This window comes from Planomonospora sp. ID67723 (genome assembly GCF_015711605.1).
Classification (GTDB): domain Bacteria; phylum Actinomycetota; class Actinomycetes; order Streptosporangiales; family Streptosporangiaceae; genus Planomonospora_A.
This window is the reverse complement of the sequence record NZ_JABTEZ010000004.1, coordinates 595,679-611,257: the sequence shown is the minus strand read 5'-3', so window position 1 is coordinate 611,257 and position 15,579 is coordinate 595,679. Positions and strand designations below refer to the sequence as shown.

Annotated in this window: 16 protein-coding genes and 2 pseudogenes; 5 read left to right on the top strand and 13 right to left on the bottom strand. The window is 69.9% G+C overall.

Translation table 11 applies throughout. The features are described from left to right. Positions 1–171 precede the first annotated feature (171 nt). The 3 genes and pseudogenes from HS041_RS29580 to HS041_RS29570 form a co-directional block, all read right to left on the bottom strand. Positions 172–426, bottom strand: a complete 255-nt coding sequence (locus tag HS041_RS29580) for a DUF6461 domain-containing protein (RefSeq protein ID WP_230879851.1) — start codon at positions 424–426, stop codon at positions 172–174. Next, positions 423–530: pseudogene (locus tag HS041_RS29575) on the bottom strand (IS5/IS1182 family transposase); the annotation flags it as partial. The pseudogene HS041_RS29575 and the gene HS041_RS29580, both read right to left, overlap by 4 nt. A 480-nt stretch (positions 531–1,010) precedes the next feature. Continuing rightward, positions 1,011–2,012: a DUF6294 family protein gene (locus HS041_RS29570; protein ID WP_196444103.1), complete on the bottom strand. Its 1,002-nt coding sequence runs from the start codon at positions 2,010–2,012 to the stop codon at positions 1,011–1,013. 604 nt (positions 2,013–2,616) lie between these two features. Here HS041_RS29570 and HS041_RS29565 point away from each other — a divergent pair. Next, positions 2,617–2,814, top strand: coding sequence for a hypothetical protein (locus HS041_RS29565; protein WP_230879850.1), 198 nt, complete (start codon positions 2,617–2,619; stop codon positions 2,812–2,814). A 78-nt stretch (positions 2,815–2,892) separates the two neighbouring features. On the opposite strand, the gene HS041_RS29560 is transcribed toward HS041_RS29565, so the two are convergent. Beyond that, positions 2,893–3,483, bottom strand: a complete 591-nt coding sequence (locus HS041_RS29560) for a TetR/AcrR family transcriptional regulator (RefSeq protein ID WP_196444102.1) — start codon at positions 3,481–3,483, stop codon at positions 2,893–2,895. 91 nt (positions 3,484–3,574) lie between these two features. Between HS041_RS29560 and HS041_RS29555 the strand changes: the two genes are divergently transcribed. Together HS041_RS29555 and HS041_RS29550 are read left to right on the top strand one after the other, a co-directional pair. Beyond that, on the top strand, positions 3,575–4,396 hold the full coding sequence (locus HS041_RS29555) for an acyl-CoA thioesterase (RefSeq protein ID WP_196444101.1): 822 nt from the start codon (positions 3,575–3,577) through the stop codon (positions 4,394–4,396). Between the two features lie 480 nt (positions 4,397–4,876). After that, entirely contained in the window at positions 4,877–5,188 is a 312-nt protein-coding gene (locus tag HS041_RS29550; protein ID WP_196444100.1) for a transposase, read from the top strand. Positions 5,189–5,444: 256 nt separating this feature from the next. On the opposite strand, the gene HS041_RS29545 is transcribed toward HS041_RS29550, so the two are convergent. From HS041_RS29545 to HS041_RS29520, 6 genes are all read right to left on the bottom strand, one after another. Continuing rightward, positions 5,445–5,882 (bottom strand): hypothetical protein, encoded by a 438-nt coding sequence (locus HS041_RS29545; protein WP_196444099.1) that lies wholly within the window; start codon positions 5,880–5,882, stop codon positions 5,445–5,447. A gap of 158 nt (positions 5,883–6,040) precedes the next feature. Further along, complete coding sequence (locus HS041_RS29540; RefSeq protein ID WP_196444098.1) at positions 6,041–6,772, bottom strand: SAM-dependent methyltransferase; 732 nt, start codon at positions 6,770–6,772, stop codon at positions 6,041–6,043. Positions 6,773–6,783: 11 nt separating this feature from the next. Beyond that, the gene (locus HS041_RS29535) at positions 6,784–7,383 is read right to left on the bottom strand and encodes a dihydrofolate reductase family protein (RefSeq protein WP_196444097.1); all 600 of its coding nucleotides are present in this window, start codon (positions 7,381–7,383) and stop codon (positions 6,784–6,786) included. A gap of 16 nt (positions 7,384–7,399) precedes the next feature. Continuing rightward, positions 7,400–8,641 carry a glycosyltransferase gene (locus tag HS041_RS29530; protein ID WP_196444096.1) on the bottom strand — a complete coding sequence of 414 codons (1,242 nt, stop codon included), beginning with the start codon at positions 8,639–8,641 and terminating at the stop codon, positions 7,400–7,402. Between the two features lie 74 nt (positions 8,642–8,715). After that, a complete protein-coding gene (locus HS041_RS29525) occupies positions 8,716–9,090 on the bottom strand; it encodes a cupin domain-containing protein (RefSeq protein WP_196444095.1) in 375 nt (124 codons plus the stop codon). Positions 9,091–9,199: 109 nt separating this feature from the next. Beyond that, the gene (locus tag HS041_RS29520) at positions 9,200–9,835 is read right to left on the bottom strand and encodes a hemerythrin domain-containing protein (protein ID WP_196444094.1); all 636 of its coding nucleotides are present in this window, start codon (positions 9,833–9,835) and stop codon (positions 9,200–9,202) included. A 132-nt stretch (positions 9,836–9,967) separates the two neighbouring features. On the opposite strand from HS041_RS29520, the gene HS041_RS29515 reads away from it, so the two are divergent. Next, positions 9,968–10,858 carry a LysR family transcriptional regulator gene (locus HS041_RS29515; RefSeq protein ID WP_196444093.1) on the top strand — a complete coding sequence of 297 codons (891 nt, stop codon included), beginning with the start codon at positions 9,968–9,970 and terminating at the stop codon, positions 10,856–10,858. A gap of 130 nt (positions 10,859–10,988) precedes the next feature. Here HS041_RS29515 and HS041_RS38825 read toward each other — a convergent pair. The 3 genes and pseudogenes from HS041_RS38825 to HS041_RS29500 form a co-directional block, all read right to left on the bottom strand. Further along, a pseudogene (locus HS041_RS38825) lies at positions 10,989–11,488 on the bottom strand (Tn3 family transposase). Positions 11,489–11,906: 418 nt separating this feature from the next. Continuing rightward, complete coding sequence (locus tag HS041_RS29505; protein ID WP_196444091.1) at positions 11,907–12,548, bottom strand: response regulator transcription factor; 642 nt, start codon at positions 12,546–12,548, stop codon at positions 11,907–11,909. Continuing rightward, the gene (locus HS041_RS29500) at positions 12,536–13,786 is read right to left on the bottom strand and encodes a sensor histidine kinase (RefSeq protein ID WP_196444090.1); all 1,251 of its coding nucleotides are present in this window, start codon (positions 13,784–13,786) and stop codon (positions 12,536–12,538) included. Before HS041_RS29500 ends, HS041_RS29505 begins: the two co-directional genes overlap by 13 nt. Before the next feature lie 117 nt (positions 13,787–13,903). On the opposite strand from HS041_RS29500, the gene HS041_RS29495 reads away from it, so the two are divergent. Then, on the top strand, positions 13,904–15,367 hold the full coding sequence (locus HS041_RS29495) for an alpha/beta hydrolase (protein ID WP_196444089.1): 1,464 nt from the start codon (positions 13,904–13,906) through the stop codon (positions 15,365–15,367). The last annotated feature ends 212 nt before the right edge of the window (positions 15,368–15,579 follow it).

Genomic DNA, 15,579 nt, shown 5'->3' with positions numbered 1-15,579 from the left:
AGAGAGGAATTCTTCCTTGTCGTATCACTCATGAGTGAGGCTTTTTCATCCTGATAGCCTGACACGACAGGTCGACGGAGAACCGTGCCTCCATGGAGCCCGCAAGAGCTTGCAGCGAAGCGATCCACCGATCGCGGCCTATCCGCGGGGACCACGGGCGGCGGGTTCTGCTCACCTCGGCCTGGGAAAGCCCCCGCACAGGTAGATGGACTCCTCCAGCAGTTGCGGCGTCATCGTGATCCCGGTGAGGCGCTCGGCCAAAAGAAACGCCGGCCCTTCGTAGGGGTCGGGGCACGACGGGTAGACGAAGTCGATCCGCTCCATGGTCTCCGCGAGTTCGTCCGGCATCTCCTCCGAGCCTTCCTGCGGCGGGAACCTGAGCTGGACCTTTCCGTCCTCGATCCAGTAGAAGTGAGCCTTTTTCATCCTGCGTAGCGGTTGGCTTCGACGTCGTGCAGGACGAGGATGGCCTGCACGATCGCGGCGGCTCGGCGGGGGCAGCAGCGCAGCTTTGTCAGTAGTTTCCAGGTTCCCGAGAAAACATCTTCGTGATCCGCGGAAAGCGGATCGTCATCTCCATTCGATCGCTACCCGCGCCCCAGGGTCGAAGCGTTCTCGGTTGGTGAGACGGTCACGCCCCTGGGGCGGACGGGTGGATAAGGGCATCCTGGTGCTGAGATGACAAACGCGACCCCTCATGATCGTCGGGTGTCTGCGCCAGACGATCAAGAACAGGGACCGCGTTCATGCACCGTCATCCCCGACCGACGTGCTCGTCCGCCACATGGAACACGTCTCCACAGCCGATCCACTGTTTGGCCTGCCCGCACTGGCTGAGGTTCTGGCTGCCGCAACCCGCCCGCGCAGCCGCCGCTGCCAGCTCGGCTCGCTGCCGGCCTTGGCCCTGTTCGCCGTGCTCAGAGGGTCGATGCCTGGTGAAGATCACCCGGTTCCTGCCTGGCCTCCTCTCACCCCGGGTGAGACGAGAACAAAAGACTTTCGGTGATCTTCTAGCACGCGGCATGCCAGCGGATCGAGGCCACTTCCGTGAAGTTGGGGCGGTTCGGGAAGGAGACGACGCGCTCCCACTCGTACGTCGTGTTGATCCGCGGCATCCGCGGCCCATCCGGTGCCTTCACGGTGGCCAGGATTTGGCCGGCGCTGTTGAGGAAGGAGAAGGTGCTGTGCCAGATGTCGGCGCTGTTGGTGTGGGTGGTCCAGGCCCGTGCGTGCCAGATCAGCTCGTTGGTGGTGTAATCGATCCCCACGGTGACGGGGTCTCTATCGAAGGCCGGTGCCATGACACAGTCGCCGACAGGGAAGGCGCTCCACAGCCTGCTCCCGAAAATAGCGTGGCCGGGACGCGAGAAGAGGTCCTCGACATGTTCGAACGGGAGCATCAGGTTGCGGGGGTTCGGCGCCGACGCAGCCGTCGATGCGGTTGATGCATATGACGATCCCGGGAGAGTGGTCAGACCGATCAGCGTGGTGGTGACGGCTAGTGCGAGGACTCTGAGGCCGGGCTTGGCCATGCTGGTCTCCTTACTGTGGGCACCGTCGTCGGACGACGGCGCCTCATGACGATTGATGGGGAAAGCGGTCCGAAGAGCGAAGAGCTGCTCCGGTTTTCCTTCGAACCGGTCGCCACCATTTGACTCCGAGCCTGTACGGCGCACATCCGTGCTCAGTACGGAACTCCCGTCAGTGGTGAGGGTCACGCCCGCATCTACCGAGACACCGTCGATGTCACCTCGATCAGGCCCCAGCCCTGCGACCTGACTCCATCGGAGGCCTTGAACTGCGGAGACGCCGAGGCGAAGCCACCCGGATGACCCACCACCGCCTCTCGAGTGTCCGTCACCGGCTGCAGGCACCCCACCGCCGCCGCCGAGGTCGCCATTGAAGTCGGCCAGCCGGGCCGCGACCGTGTCCGTCGCCGCCGCCAGCCGTTCCGGTAGGACGGCGGAGAACTTCAGCCCGCTGACGGCACGGCGGTCGACGTCCGGCAGCACCAGGATCTCCCCGTCGCCCGCTCTGTCGCGGGCCTCCTGCCAGGCGGCGGGGGGTAGGTCCTCGCGCAGCCGTACGGAAAATCCGTCGGCCGCTGGACCGGGTCGGCGATCGATGGCAGTGTGGCGGCGAGCGTGGCGTTCGCGCGGTAGCCGGCCCAGGTCCACCACCGCACGTCGTCACCGGTCCGGGTGATCAGCGTCCCGCCGGGGTGCACGATGCCGGGCGCCTCCTCCTCGCGCCATCCGGCGCAGATCGCTGAGACCCGTCAGCGCTGTGCCCGTCTTGCCGCCGAGGTCCGCACGAGCATCGCGGCGGGATAAGACAACAATGAGGCTCTCGTTGGCGCATCAGATCTTGGTCGGCTCTGTCTGACCGGGGCCTCATCTCACTCAACCTGGCCTTCTATCCGATGAACCTCGGGTGCTGGTGGAGGAGCCGCCGGTCTGGATGTCTCTTCGACGAGGCCCGGTGCCATCACCGGGATGAACCCGTAGGAGACGAGCAGGCCCCGCTCGTACCTGCAGTCCCTTCAACGAGGTCCGGCTCCACCGCCGGAATGACGGTCACCTGTACAAGGTGGCGAGGGCGTCCGGGGTGTCGGCAGTGATCGACACGGCGGCGGTGCCGTACCTGTCCGGGGCCCGCGAGGCCGTACGCGACGGGGGAACGCGGCGCAACCTCGACTGGGTCGCGCCGCACGCCGACTTCGGCCGGGCGGACGAGGAGACCCGGTTGCTGCTGGCCAACGCCCAGACCTCCGGCGGCTGCTGCTCGCCGGAGAGATCCCGGGCGCGCCGGTGATCGGGGAGCTCGTCCCCGCCGGGAGGACGTGCTCATCCTGCGCTGACCGGTGCCGCGGCGTCGATCACCGCCGGGGCGCTACGCCCGGCGCGTGGCGCCGATCACCGACCGGCACAGCGCGCTCAGCTCGTCGACCACCGTGTCGAGGGGCGCCGAGGAGCGCTGCGCCTGGGCGAACACGAGCGCGCCCTCGAGCGCTCCGACGACGAGCACCGCCACGGACCGCGCCCGCCGCGGGTCGGCTCCGTCCGCGACGAGCTTGTCGGCGATCAGGCCGCACCAGGTCTCGAACGTCTCCCCGGCGATGTCCCGGGCGGTCCGTTCGGTGCCCAGGGCCGCCGCGACGATCGGGCAGCCGACGGTGTGGTCGCCGGCCTCGAGGCCGCGGCGCCACAGGTCGGCCATCGCGCGCAGCGCGCCCGGCGCGTCCGAGGCGCCGAGCACCCGGGCCACCCGGGTGTTCAGCTGCTCGGCGGCGCTGCGGGTGGCCTCCTCGACGAGCTGGGACTTGCCGCCGGGGAAGTGATGATAGATCGAACCGCGCGGCGCGCCGCTGTCGGCCAGGACGTCGGCGAACGAGACCGCGGCGATGCCGCGTCGGCGGATCAGCCTGATCGCGCTACGGATCATCGCCGCGCGGGGACCGGCCGGGTCCTGCTCTCTCGCCATACCCTCTGCTCCCGTCGTCACCGGCTCTATGTATGTTGTCATACATACACCCGTATGCGAAGGAACCCCCGTTCCGCTCCGAGGAGACAGCGTGACCGAGATCGACGCTCCGCCGCATCCGTTCGACGCGGCCATCGCCCTGCCCCCCGCGACCGACGGCCGCATCACGAGCCGGACCCGGCCGGAGTACGCGAACATGGTCGGCCCCTTCGGCGGCATCACCGCCGCCACCCTCCTGCGGGCCGTCCAGCAGCACCCCGACCGGCTCGGCGATCCGCTCTCCCTCACCGTCAACTACGCCGCCCCCGTCGCCGACGGCGACTTCGACATCACCGCGCGGGCCGTGCGCACCAACCGCACCAACCAGCACTGGACGCTCGAACTGACGCAGGACGGCGCCGTGACGACCACCGCCACCGCGGTGTTCGGCGTCCACCGCGACACGTGGTCGGACACCGAGATCGACATGCCGTCGGCGCCGCCTCCCGAGGCCGTGCCCGTGCAGAGCTTCCCGGACTTCATCGCCTGGGCCCAGAACTACGAGATGCGGTTCGTCGAGGGCGCGGTGCCGGACCAGGACGCCGGCGAGCACCCGGACTCGACCTCGACGCTGTGGGTGCGCGACGACCCGGCCCGCCCCCTCGACTTCCCGGCGCTGGCATCGCTGTGCGACGTGTTCTACCCGCGGGTGTTCCTGCGGCGCGGCCGGTACGTGCCGGCCGGCACCGTCTCCCTCACCATGTACTTCCACGCCGACGCGGAGGAGATCGCGGCCCAGGGCGCCGACCACGTCCTGGGCACCGCGCGCACCCGCCGCTTCTCACGCGGCTACTTCGACCAGACGGCCCACCTGTGGGGCCGCGGCGGCACCCTGCTGGCGTCCAGCCACCAACTGGTCTACTTCAAGGACTGACACCCCCGTCGAGGTACGGCGGCGGCCGGGCGTCCACGGCAGGAGGGGGACGGCCGCCACGGCGCCGCCGGGCCTGGCCAGGTCTCGTGCTCGTGCTCGTGTCACTACATCTTCGTGGTGGTGCGCTGGATGACGGCGGGGGCCAGACGGACGCGCCGGGCCGTGACCCGGTGGCCGCGGGTGTCGGTGACCCAATGAACGCGACCTGGCGTGCGAGCCGGATGTCGCGCTCGAGCCTTCAACGAGGTCCGGCGTCACCGCCGAAATGAACCGCCTGGGGGCTGGGCGATCTACGAGCCGACGTGGGCCCTTCGACGAGGCCCGGCTCCACCGCCGGAATGAACCCGCCAGCGCGAGAATCTCCACCGGCGGGTCGCGGGGAACCTTCAATAAGGTCCGGCATCACCGTGAACCGCGCCGGGTTCCCTGGAGGCCCTGAAGCCAGCATGATCTTGCTGGCGGAAGGGAGAATCACACGCGATGCCAGCCCCCAGGAAGTACCCCGACGAGCTCCGCGAGCGCGCGGTATGGATGGTCTTTGAGATCCGAGAGCGCACCGGTGAGCCGAAGGGCGCGATCGCCCGCGTCGCCGAACAGCTCGGTGTGCACCGCGAAGCACTACGCGGCTGGGTCCGCCAAGCCGAGATCGACAACCGGCAGCGGCCCGGTACCTCCACCGCCGATGCCCAGCGCCTCGCCGAACTCGAGCGCGAGGTACGCGAGCTGCGCCGGCCCGACCTGCTCAACGGGTTCATCGCCGAGACCGGACTGACGATCGCTGATCCGACGTAACCTCCGGCTTTCTTGCTCAGTAGTCGCCGGCGCGCTCGATCGCATGCACGGTGCCGTACCGGGCGGCCCGGGTCGGCAGCTCGTCGAGGACCTCACCGTAGACGACCGTCACCGAACCGGAACAAGTCCGGAGGCAGCCAGCTCAGACTCGGCCACCGCTGCATGTACGGCCAGTTCCTCGACAGCGCGTTGAAGGTACCCGGGGTTGAGGAATCCAGGAACGGCGGTTATCGCTGAGAACGATCTTGTGTGACGGTCAGGCCGGGGTTGCGTGGGAGACGGAGGGCCAGGCGGCGGGGCCGAGGACGGCGGTGACCTCGGCCATGGTGGCGTGTGAGGGTTTGAAGTAGCGGCGGGCGTGCTGTTCCTTCTTGTGCCGGGACTTGGCCATGAACAGCAGTAGCGATAGCCCCGACTCGCCCAGGTGGGTGAGGGCGGAGTGGCGGAGTTCGCGCAGGTCGCATCCGGTGCCCGCTTCGCCGCCGATGCAGGTGGCCGTGTCGAATAGGGAGCGGGCTTGTCCGTAGGACAGGCGGGCTCGTCCGGTGTCCGGGCATAGGTCACGGACGTCGATCTTCTTGCCGGGGCCGGGGCGGCGGTGGCCGATGAACAGCGGCCCGCAGTTGCGGTCGCCGATAAGGACCGTTATCCATGGCAGTGCCGACGGCGCCCAGTGTGAACTCCCGCCAACCACCCTTCAAGATCATCCTCAAGTGCGCCCGGTTCATGTGAGGACCGGAGTTATCCGCCGAACTGCTCCGCTTCGGCATCGACGCCTCGAACCTCTTGTCCCGGAAGCGTTTGGGCTGTTTGCGGGACAAGAGGTTCGAGGCACTGCTCGGAAGGGTCCGGCTAATACGCGTGACGCAGTAGCAAGGTGACGAAGCCGAGCTTGCCGCGGTAGCCCTTGAGCCACATGTCACGGTGCTCCAGCGCGGCGGCGAGCGCGGTGTCGCCGCCGGGCCCTGGGTTGTCCATCGCCCAGCGGGCCAGCGAGCCGGTCCACGACCACTCGTACTCGTCCCACTCGCCCAGCGAGCTGGTGTGCGCGTAGACGGTGCGATACCCGGGCTCCTCGGCCTGGGCGACAAGTCCGGCCAAGTCAGGGTATTGGCCGATCTCGGCCTCCAGCTCCGGCGAGGGGGGCGTCTCCCAGAAGCCCTCCCCCACCAGCACCAGCCCCTCTGACCGGGTCAGCTGCCTGATCGCCTGCAAGCTCGGCGTGAGACCGTCGAAGGCGTGGGTGGAGCCGACGCACAGCACCAGATCGTACGGCTCGGCAGCGCTGAAGTCCGCCGCCCCCATCTCGTGCAGCCGGATGCGCTCGCCCAGCCCGCGCGCCTCGGCGTGCTTGGCCGCGGCGGCCAGGGCACTGGCGGAGATGTCCACGCCGTCAGCGGTCGAGCCGGGAAACAGCTCCAGCGCCCGCAACGTCCACATCGCCTCGCCGCAGCCGAGGTCGAGGATGCGGGCCCCCTGGCGGAGCTTGGTCCGCCGTAGCAGCGTGTCCAGGCTGGCGGCGCTCACCGGGGCGGCGATCGGGTGGTCGCAATGGGCGATGCTACTGATCAGGGAGCGGTCCATCGGTTCCTCGTTCACGGCGTGGCCGTCCGGGCGTAGGTGAGGAAGAGGACGCCGCCGGGCAGGGCGGTGCTGTCGGTCAGGGTGTGGTGGTGTGGGCTGAAGGGCGTTTTGTCGCCGAAGAGTGGGATGCCCGCGCCGACGGTGACGGGGTTGACCTTGAGGATCAGCTCGTCGATCTCTGGGTGGAGCGCCCCGGCCAGTTCACCGCCGCCAACTAGCCAGATCCCGAGGCCGTCCTGGGCCTTGAGTTCCCTGATCTTCGCCACGGGGTCGGTGGCGACGATGTCCACCGATGGGTCCGGGCTCGGGCCGAGGGTGCGGGAGAAGACGTAGTGCCGCAGGTGCGGGTAGGCGTTGGTGACACCCATGTCCAGGCCAAGCTGGTAGGAGCGGCGGCCTTCGACGACGGTGTCGAAGCGGGTGCCGGGCGCGGTGATACCGAGTGCCTGGCGCGCCATGACCGGCAGGGTCTCGGGGTAGTGCGCGATGATCTGCTCGACGTAGTCGGGGGTGGGGGTGAGGATCCCGCCCGGCCCGGACGGATCGGCGCCGGTGGGGTCGGCGATGAAGCCGTCGAGGGTGGTGGCGACGTAGTAGGTGAGCTTTCGCATGGTTGTGCTCTCTTCGTTAAGCGTGAAGGGGTCGTGCGTGGCCGACCGCGTCGAACAGGAGCTTCGCGGCGACCGTCGCACCGTCGGTGCGGATCGTGTCGGCCACGGCGGTCGCTCGCGCACGGATCTGGGGGGTCAGGGCCGTTGTGAGTGCGGCTGAGAGCGACTGTGTGGTCGGGGTCGGACCGTTGTGGGCTATGCCGATGCCCAGGTCTGCCACCCGGCTCGCAAAGTAGGTCTGGTCCACTGTCTGCTGGGGAACCACCACCTGCGGCACGCCCGCCCAGGTGGCCGTTGTGGTGGTGCCTGCCCCGCCATGGTGGACGACGGCAGTCACGCGGCGGAACAGGGCCTGGTGGTTGGCCTCGCCGACGGTGAAGCAGTCGTTCTGGTCATCGATCAGGGCCAGGTCGGCCCAGCCATGGGACAGGAGCGCGCGGTGGCCCTGCGCGCGGATCGCCTCGATGGCCGCCCTGGCCATGTCGTGTGAGCCTGTCGTGGGCATACTGCCGAAGCCCACGTAGACCGGTGGTGTGCCGGCGTCCAAGAACGCCTCCACCTCGGGCGGGAGCGGGCGTTCGTCCGGCAGGAACCATGCGCCGGTCTGCACAACGTCCAGGTCCGCCGGCTCCTGCCACGGGCCCAAGACGGGATCCGCCGCAAGCCACGGCCTGTCGGTGAAGGCGTAGTCACGGACGTTGCCCACCGGTGATAGGCCGATCGACGCTCGGTGAGCGTTGACTACCTCGGCGAACAGCACGTTCGAGCTCTCCGCGTCCAGGTCCCACAGCACCTGGTGATCGGTCACCTCAGGCGGCAGCGGCCGGAACGGCCGCGGGGCCGGCGGATGGTGCGGCGACGGCAAGGTGACCGCCTGGTAGCAGGCATACACGTAAGGGATGCCGAGCTTGTCAGCCACCGACCGTGCGGAGGCCACGGCCGCCAGCACACCGGTCGCCAACATCACGTCACATCCCTCGGCCGCCTCGGTAAGCGTGCCGAAATGCGCGGCGACCAGCTCGGCCACGATCTGCTGGAAACCCGCAGCCCCCGGCGGTCGCGCCTCGGTCGCCAGCGAGCGCACCGCCGGGCCGACTGGCACCATCTGCACGCCCACACCAGCCAGCCGCTTGCCGAACTCCTCATCCGGCGGCGCGCACACCCGCACCTCCGCGCCGAGTTCCCGCAGCCGTACCGCGAGTCCCACTATGGGTTCGACGCCCCCACGCGAATCGTAGGTCGACAACAACACCCGCATATCACGACTCCAGTCTTCTAGGTTCCGGCCTCGGCCGACGATCATCACCGGCGTAGCCGGTCTGGTATGGGGCGTCAGGCGATCCACGGCGGGATGACCTTGTCGGTGCTTCCCGGGACACCGGCCCGGGCGCCGGCGGGGGCGGTGACGATGGCGGTGAAACCCTGCGGGCCTGCGGTCACCTGGCGGGTGGCGTCGGCGGCCAGGATGGCAGTGTCGCCCTGGCCGAGATGCAGGTCCCGGCCGTCCAAGGTGATCGTCGCCTCGCCGACCATGAGCGCCCAGACCTGCTCGGCGTCGATGAGGTGGACGGGGCCCTGAGCAGCAGGCTGCATCTCCACGCGCCAGAGCGCCAGCGTGGCCTCCCCTTGGGAGGGGGAAGCCAGGGTGGTCATGACGGCGGCGGGCGTTTCGGTACGGCGGGCATCGGCAGAGCGGATCAGTGTCACGGCAGTCCAATCGTGAGAACGGGCAAATCGACTACCCCATGGGGTCGGTGTGCTGGAACGGCCACACGCCTACGACTCCTGACGCATCGGCATGGTGTCGTACGGCCACTCAGGCGGTGGCGCTCCAGCGGTCCACAGCGGTGTAGGCGGGTCGCCAGCGGTGCCGATAGGCGTGGCGTACCGGTTCGGGGAGTGCGGCCAGCAGGGTGGCGACGGTCTGGTCACTGGCACCGTCCAGGAGCCAGGGCAGGATCCGGGAGGTGTCAGAGCGGATCCACCGGAAGTGGATCCGCCGGAAGTGCTCCCACTGCCGGCGGGTGGTGAGGCGGAGGACCAGCGGCACCGCTTGGTCCTCCTCGTGTCTGAGATGTCCGACCACGCCCGTGGCCAGGGAGTCGATGAGGTCGCTGAGCTGGTCCAGCCCGGCCTCGGGGTTGGCCAGGGCCGCGTCGATCGCCTCGATGACCTCGTTGATGGCGCCGTGCTCGGCTTCCAGCGCCTCCAGCGGCACCAGGTCGGTCGGCCGGTCGGCCAGGCCCTCGCGCAGGCCGGGCCACAACGCCTCGTCTTCGGCGGTGTGGTGGACGCGCAGGGCCGTCTTGAACAGTTCCCAGCCGGTGGCGGTGCGCAGCACAGAGCGGGGATCGCGGCCAACTCGGGCAGTGACCCTGGCCAGATGCCCCGCTTCCCGGCGCAGCGCGTCGTGCATGACGTACATCGCCGACAGGTCGAGCGTGCTGCTCACGGGCCCTCCCTCGAGTGGTCAGCCTGGCGCGGTTTCAGACGTCCCCAACTCTGGAATAGGACACAGACCGTATCAACACGTGATTCCGTATGATCCCTATAACCTGTGAGTTATCAACCAGATCGGAATGACGTGGAGCTTCGGGACATCGAGATCTTCCTGGCCCTGGCCGAGGAGCTCCACTTCGGTCGGACGGCCGCCCGCCTGCACATCTCCCAGGCCCGGGTCAGCCAGGCGATCAGCCAGCAGGAACGCCGGCTCGGGAGCCCGTTGTTCGATCGCTCCAACCGCCGCCAGATCCGCCTGACCCCCATCGGGGAACAGTTGCGTGATGACCTGCGGCCGGTGTACGCGGGCCTGCGCGACAGCCTCGAACGCGCCCACCTCGCCGCCCGCGGCATCACCCACGTCCTGCGCGTCGGCATGATCCCCCTCAACGCCCACGATCTGCGCCCCTTCTGGGACACCTTCCGCGCCCGCCATCCTCAGTGTCGGCTGCAGATCCAGCACGCCTCCTTCGTCGATCCGTTCGCCGGGTTGCGCCGTGGCGACCTCGACATGCTGGTCTGCTGGCTGCCGGTCGAAGAACCCGACCTGACGGTAGGCCCGGTCCTGTTCACCGATCCGCGGGTGATGGCCGTGGCCGCCGAGCACGAGCTCACCCGGCGCACCTCCGTCTCGCTGGACATGCTCGCCGACTTCCAGCACAGCGACGCCCCGTCGAGGCCGGACTACTGGGCCGAAGGCTTCGTCCCGTCTCACACCCGCTCAGGACACCGGATCGAGCGCGGCCCCTTGGTGCACAATTCCGAGGAGATTCTCACCCTGGCCAGCACCGGGGAGATCGTCAACCTCTTCCCCGCCCACGTGATGCGTTACTGGGGCCGGCCCGACATCGCCTACCTGCCCGTCACTGACATCGACGCCCTGTCGTACGCCCTGGTGTGGCGTACCGAGACCGAGAACGACCTCATCCGCTCCCTGGCCCAGACCGTCCGCGACCTCGGCCCCACCGCCTTCTGACACGCCTCCACCGGCCTTCGGACAGCTCACGACCACGAGAGCGGATCGGCACCGGCAGGGAACTACTCGCCGTGACATCGACCCGAAACCGGGAAGTCCCAGACGAATGAGTGCGTCACGAACGCGGCGATCAGTCGTCCTCCTGCCCGCCCGGCCCGCCCGCTGCCGTCCGCAGGGGCCGCAGCCTCTGTCCCGGTCCCGGTCCCGGTCCCGAGGGCGCGATAGCGTAACGACCTAGGCAATCGAGGTGGGCATGACCCAGCGGGGACAGCCGGGCCACGTGCTCATCGGTGACGCCGATGCCTTCGGTGGAGGTCCAGCCGACCGCCCGCAGGTGATCGGCGATCGCCGACACGTACGTGGAATTCCACAGCACCACGGCGTTGACGACCAGCTCGAGCGCGGCTAGTTGATCTTCCTGGCCCTCCCAGTAGGCCTGGCGGATCTTCCCGCCTCCGCCATGGCAGATCTCCGCGCGAGCCGGTGCCGCGACTCCTGGATCGACAGCTGGCGGCCCAGGGTACGCCGGCAGGTGTTGTCGATCGGGTCCAAGATGTTCAGCAGGTGCAGAGTCTTGTCGATCCGGCCGTACTCGGCGAACGCCTGCCCCAGCAGGCCGTAGCCGGACACCGGCGGGCGGCCGTCGTCTGCGGTGGGCAGGTCGGCCCGCCGGAAACCGCTGGTCGCCCAGGTCGGCGAAGCGGGGCGCGAACCGGTACCCGAGCATCGCGAAGATCCCGGACACCATGTCCGGATCGGAGGCCTGGTCGGTGGTGTCCTGGGCCGCGGCGTGGGCGGCGCGGTCGGTGGCCGCCGCCAGCTTCTCGCTCAGCCGAGTGGCGGTGGTGACCTGTTCGGCCAGCTCATCTTGCACGGCCAGGGCCGCGTCCCGGGCCGTCTCGGCGCCGGTTCGCGCGGCCTGCTCGGTGCCCAGATCCCGTAGAGCTTTGAGCTCGGAGGCGATTGCGGTCTCGGCGCGCTCGTGCGCCTCGGCGGCGTCGCGGTCGGCCTGGGTGCGGGCGCCGGTGAGGCGAGGTTCGGGGCGGGATCAGGCGCGGAGGTACATCAGGACGGCGCGGACACGGCGGTGGTCGTCGGTGACCGTGGGCGGGAGGTCCAGTTTGGTGAAGATGGCGTTGATGTGTTTGCTGACCACCTTCTCGCTCACCCTCAGCTCGTTGGCGATCGCCATGTTGGAGCGGCCCTGCGCCATGAGGGCGAGGATCTCGCGTTCGCGGGGCGTGAGGCGGGTCAGCGGGTGGTGGGTGAGGAGGCGGCGGACGACCTCGGGGTCGATGACGCAGCCGCCGGCGGCGACCCGTTCGACGCCGTCGACGAACTCGCGCACCTCAAGGATGCGGTCCTTCAGCAGGTAACCGATGCCGCCGTCGTTCGTGGACTCCAGGAGCTTGGCGGCGTAGGCGGTGGCCACGTACTGGCTGAGGATCAGGACGGGGAGGCCGGGGTGGGCGTGGCGGAGGGCGACAGCGGCGCGCAGGCCCTCGTCGGTGAAGGTAGGCGGCATGCGTACGTCGGTGACCACGATGTCGGGGGACTGCTCGGCGACGGCGGCGGACATCGCATCCGGATCGCCGGCGGCGGCTACCACCTCGTGGCCGAAGCGGGCCAGCAGCGCGGCCAGCCCCTCGCGCAGCAGTAACGCGTCCTCAGCGAGCACTATGCGGAGCATGGCAGCTCCAGGCGCAGGGTCGTGGGCCCGCCGGGCGGGCTGGTCAACGTGATGGTGCCGGCCAGGGCGTCGACCCGGTCGGCCAGTCCGGCCAGGCCGGTGCCGCGCGCCGGGTCCGCGCCGCCCTTGCCGTTGTCGCCTACGACGATGGTCAGGGTGTCGGCGGTGGCCGAGCCGGTCACCGTGATCTTGGTGGCGGCGGCGTGCCGGGCCGCGTTGGTCAGAGCCTCGGCGACGACGAAGTACGCCGTAGACTCCACCGGCGCCGGTAATCGTTCCGGTACGTCCATCGCCACGGTCACCGGCACGGTCAGGCCCGCCGCGAGGTCGGTGACGGCGGCGCGCAAGCCCAGGTCGGTGAGCACCCGGGGATGGATGCCGTGGACCAGCTCGCGCAGCTCAAAGAGCGCGGCTTTGGCCTCGTCGGCCGCCTGGGCGAGCAGGGGGCGGGCAGCCTCGGGGTCGTGGTCGAGTTCGAGCTGGGCCGTGACGAGCGTCATGCCGAGCCGCAGGAGCCGCTGCTGGGCGCCGTCGTGCAGGTCGCGCTCGATGCGGCGGCGTTCCGACTCGAAGGCGTCGATGAGGCGGACGCGGGAGCTGGTCAGCGAGCGGACGCGAGCCTCATCGCCTGGGGAGAGCAGGAGGCGGGCGAGCGCGCCGTGGGCCAGCGCGGCGAGGGCCGTCGCGTAGGCGAGGAGGACGGCGGTGCCAAGCACGGCTAGCGCAGCACCGCCGACCAGCGCAAACACCTGGCCGTCGGCGGTGTCGGCCCGCATCGCGGGCGTGGCGGACGCCGGTCCGTCGGGCTGCGAGGTCGCGAGGTTGGCGACGCCGCTCAGGTAGACCAGCGCAGGGGCTGAGCCGAGCAGCAGCGCCACGACGTTCACTGCCAGGAGCACGCTGCCGTGCAGCACCAGGTAGGCCAGCTCCCGCCAGGTGGCCGCGTCGGTGTGCTGAGCCCTCAGCCAGGCGGCGAGCCCGGCATGGTCCGGGATGCGGTGCGGGTCGGGCAGCGCGGGCAGGCCGAGGAGTGCGACGCGCCGCCGCTCGGCCGCCGCGAGTGGGGACGTCAGCAGCGGCGTGAGCACGTACGCGCCCGCCACCAGGGCCACCGGAACCCACGCCAGGGCCAGCAGGCCGCTGACCACGCCGGTGAGTACGTAGGCGGCGGTGCGCAGCGGCCAGGGGGACGCGACGAAGCGCAGGGGAGCCCCGCGCAGCGCCTCTGCCATTTCCATGGCCGCCACTGTACGAGGTAGAGCCTGCCCACCCCCGGAACTGGGTGCGGAGACTCCTGTGCCCGCCCGCCGCACCGCCTTGGATGGGCTTTCGACACCTCACGAAGGAGGAGCTACATGATGGGATTTGCGCACAAGGCGGGTGCGGTGCTCACGGGCGCTGTGCTCGCATTCCCGGGCGGTAGCGTGCTTCCGGGCCGCGGCGCGGCAGCGGAGCCGAAGATCGCGTGGGCGCCGTGTGCGGCCAACCGGGCCGTCGAATGCGGTGAGCTGCAGATCCCGATCGACTGGGGCCGCTCGGGCGGGGCGAGGTTCGGCCTGGCGGTGGCCCGGCTCAAGGCAGCAGAGCCCGGGCGGCGCGTCGGCGTCCTGGCGGTGAACATCGGCGGCGGGCCGGGCACCGATTTCGTCCAGGGCGAGGCGAGCACGTACTTCAGCAAGGAGATCCTGGCGAGATTCGACATCGTGGGGTTCGACCCGCGCGGCGTGGGACGCAGCTCCCCGGTGCGGTGCTCGGCCGACATCGTCCGGCGCGAGCCCCTGCCCACACCGCGTGACCAGGCCGACTTCGACCGGCTCCGGACGTACGCCGCCGAGCTGGCCGCCGACTGCCGACGCCGCACCGGACCGGTGGCCGATCACCTCGACGCGGTCAGCGTCGCTCGGGACCTCGAGGCCGTACGGGTCGCGCTCAGCGAGCGCACGATCAGCTACCACGGCGTGTCCGCGGGAACACTGCCCGGGCAACATTACGCGGAGCTGTTCGGGCGTAACCTCCGGGCGATGTCGCTGGATGGCGTCCTCGACCACAGCCTGCCCACCGGCCGCTTCCTGGTGAGCCAGGCGGCCAACGCCGAGGAGGCGTTTTTGGCGTTCGCCCGCTGGTGCGCCCGCGAGCGGGCGTGTGCGCTGCACGGCAGGGACGTCCTGCGGATCTGGGACGGGCTGATGGCCCGGGCGGACCTGGGCACGCTGCGCGATCCCGCCCTGGCTGGCCGCGTGCTGAGCGCGTACGACCTGGCCACGGAGGCGCATCTGGGCGGCCTCATGGGGCCGGACTACTCCTGGCTGGCCGAGCGGATCGCCTCGTTGCAGTCGGGGAGGCCGGGACCGCGCGGCGTCGTACGCGGCCAGCCGGGTCCGGAGGTTCGGGAGATCGAACATCCGGCCCCTGCCGCCTGCCAGGACTGGCGGCTGACGATCTCCGACCACCGGCGGTTCGCCGCCCATGCCGCGAAGATGCGCCGGGTCGCGCCCCACATGCGTACCCAGCCCGACACCCAGGCGTTCGCACTGACCTGCGCCCTGTGGCCGGTCGAGCCGCGCAACCCCCAGCACCGGCTGAAGGTGCCGGCGGGCACTCCCCCGATCCTGCTGGTCAACGCGCGTCACGACCCGGCGACCGGGCACGCGTGGGCGGTCGGCGTCCGCCGGCAGCTCGGTCGGGGTGCGGCGCTGGTGACCTACGAGGGCGCGGGCCACAGCGCCTACCAGCGTACGGCCTGCACCCGGCGGGCGGTCGACGACTACCTGTTGCGCCTGCGCGTCCCCACCGAGGGCCGTCTCACGTGCGGGCGCTGAGTTGTGCCTTCACCACCGCCGACTGACTCCCGCACGTTGCGCTCCCACAGCCTGCTGCTCGTCCTGACAGAGCAGATCATCCAACTGCATCCTCTGGTCCGTGCGGTCCTGCGGGTCCGCCGCTCCCCTTCACCAGGGGCGGATCCCCGTGACGGAGCCGATACGGCGGCTCGCTCGATCTGCGCACATGGCCGACTGCGCGGCGGCTATAG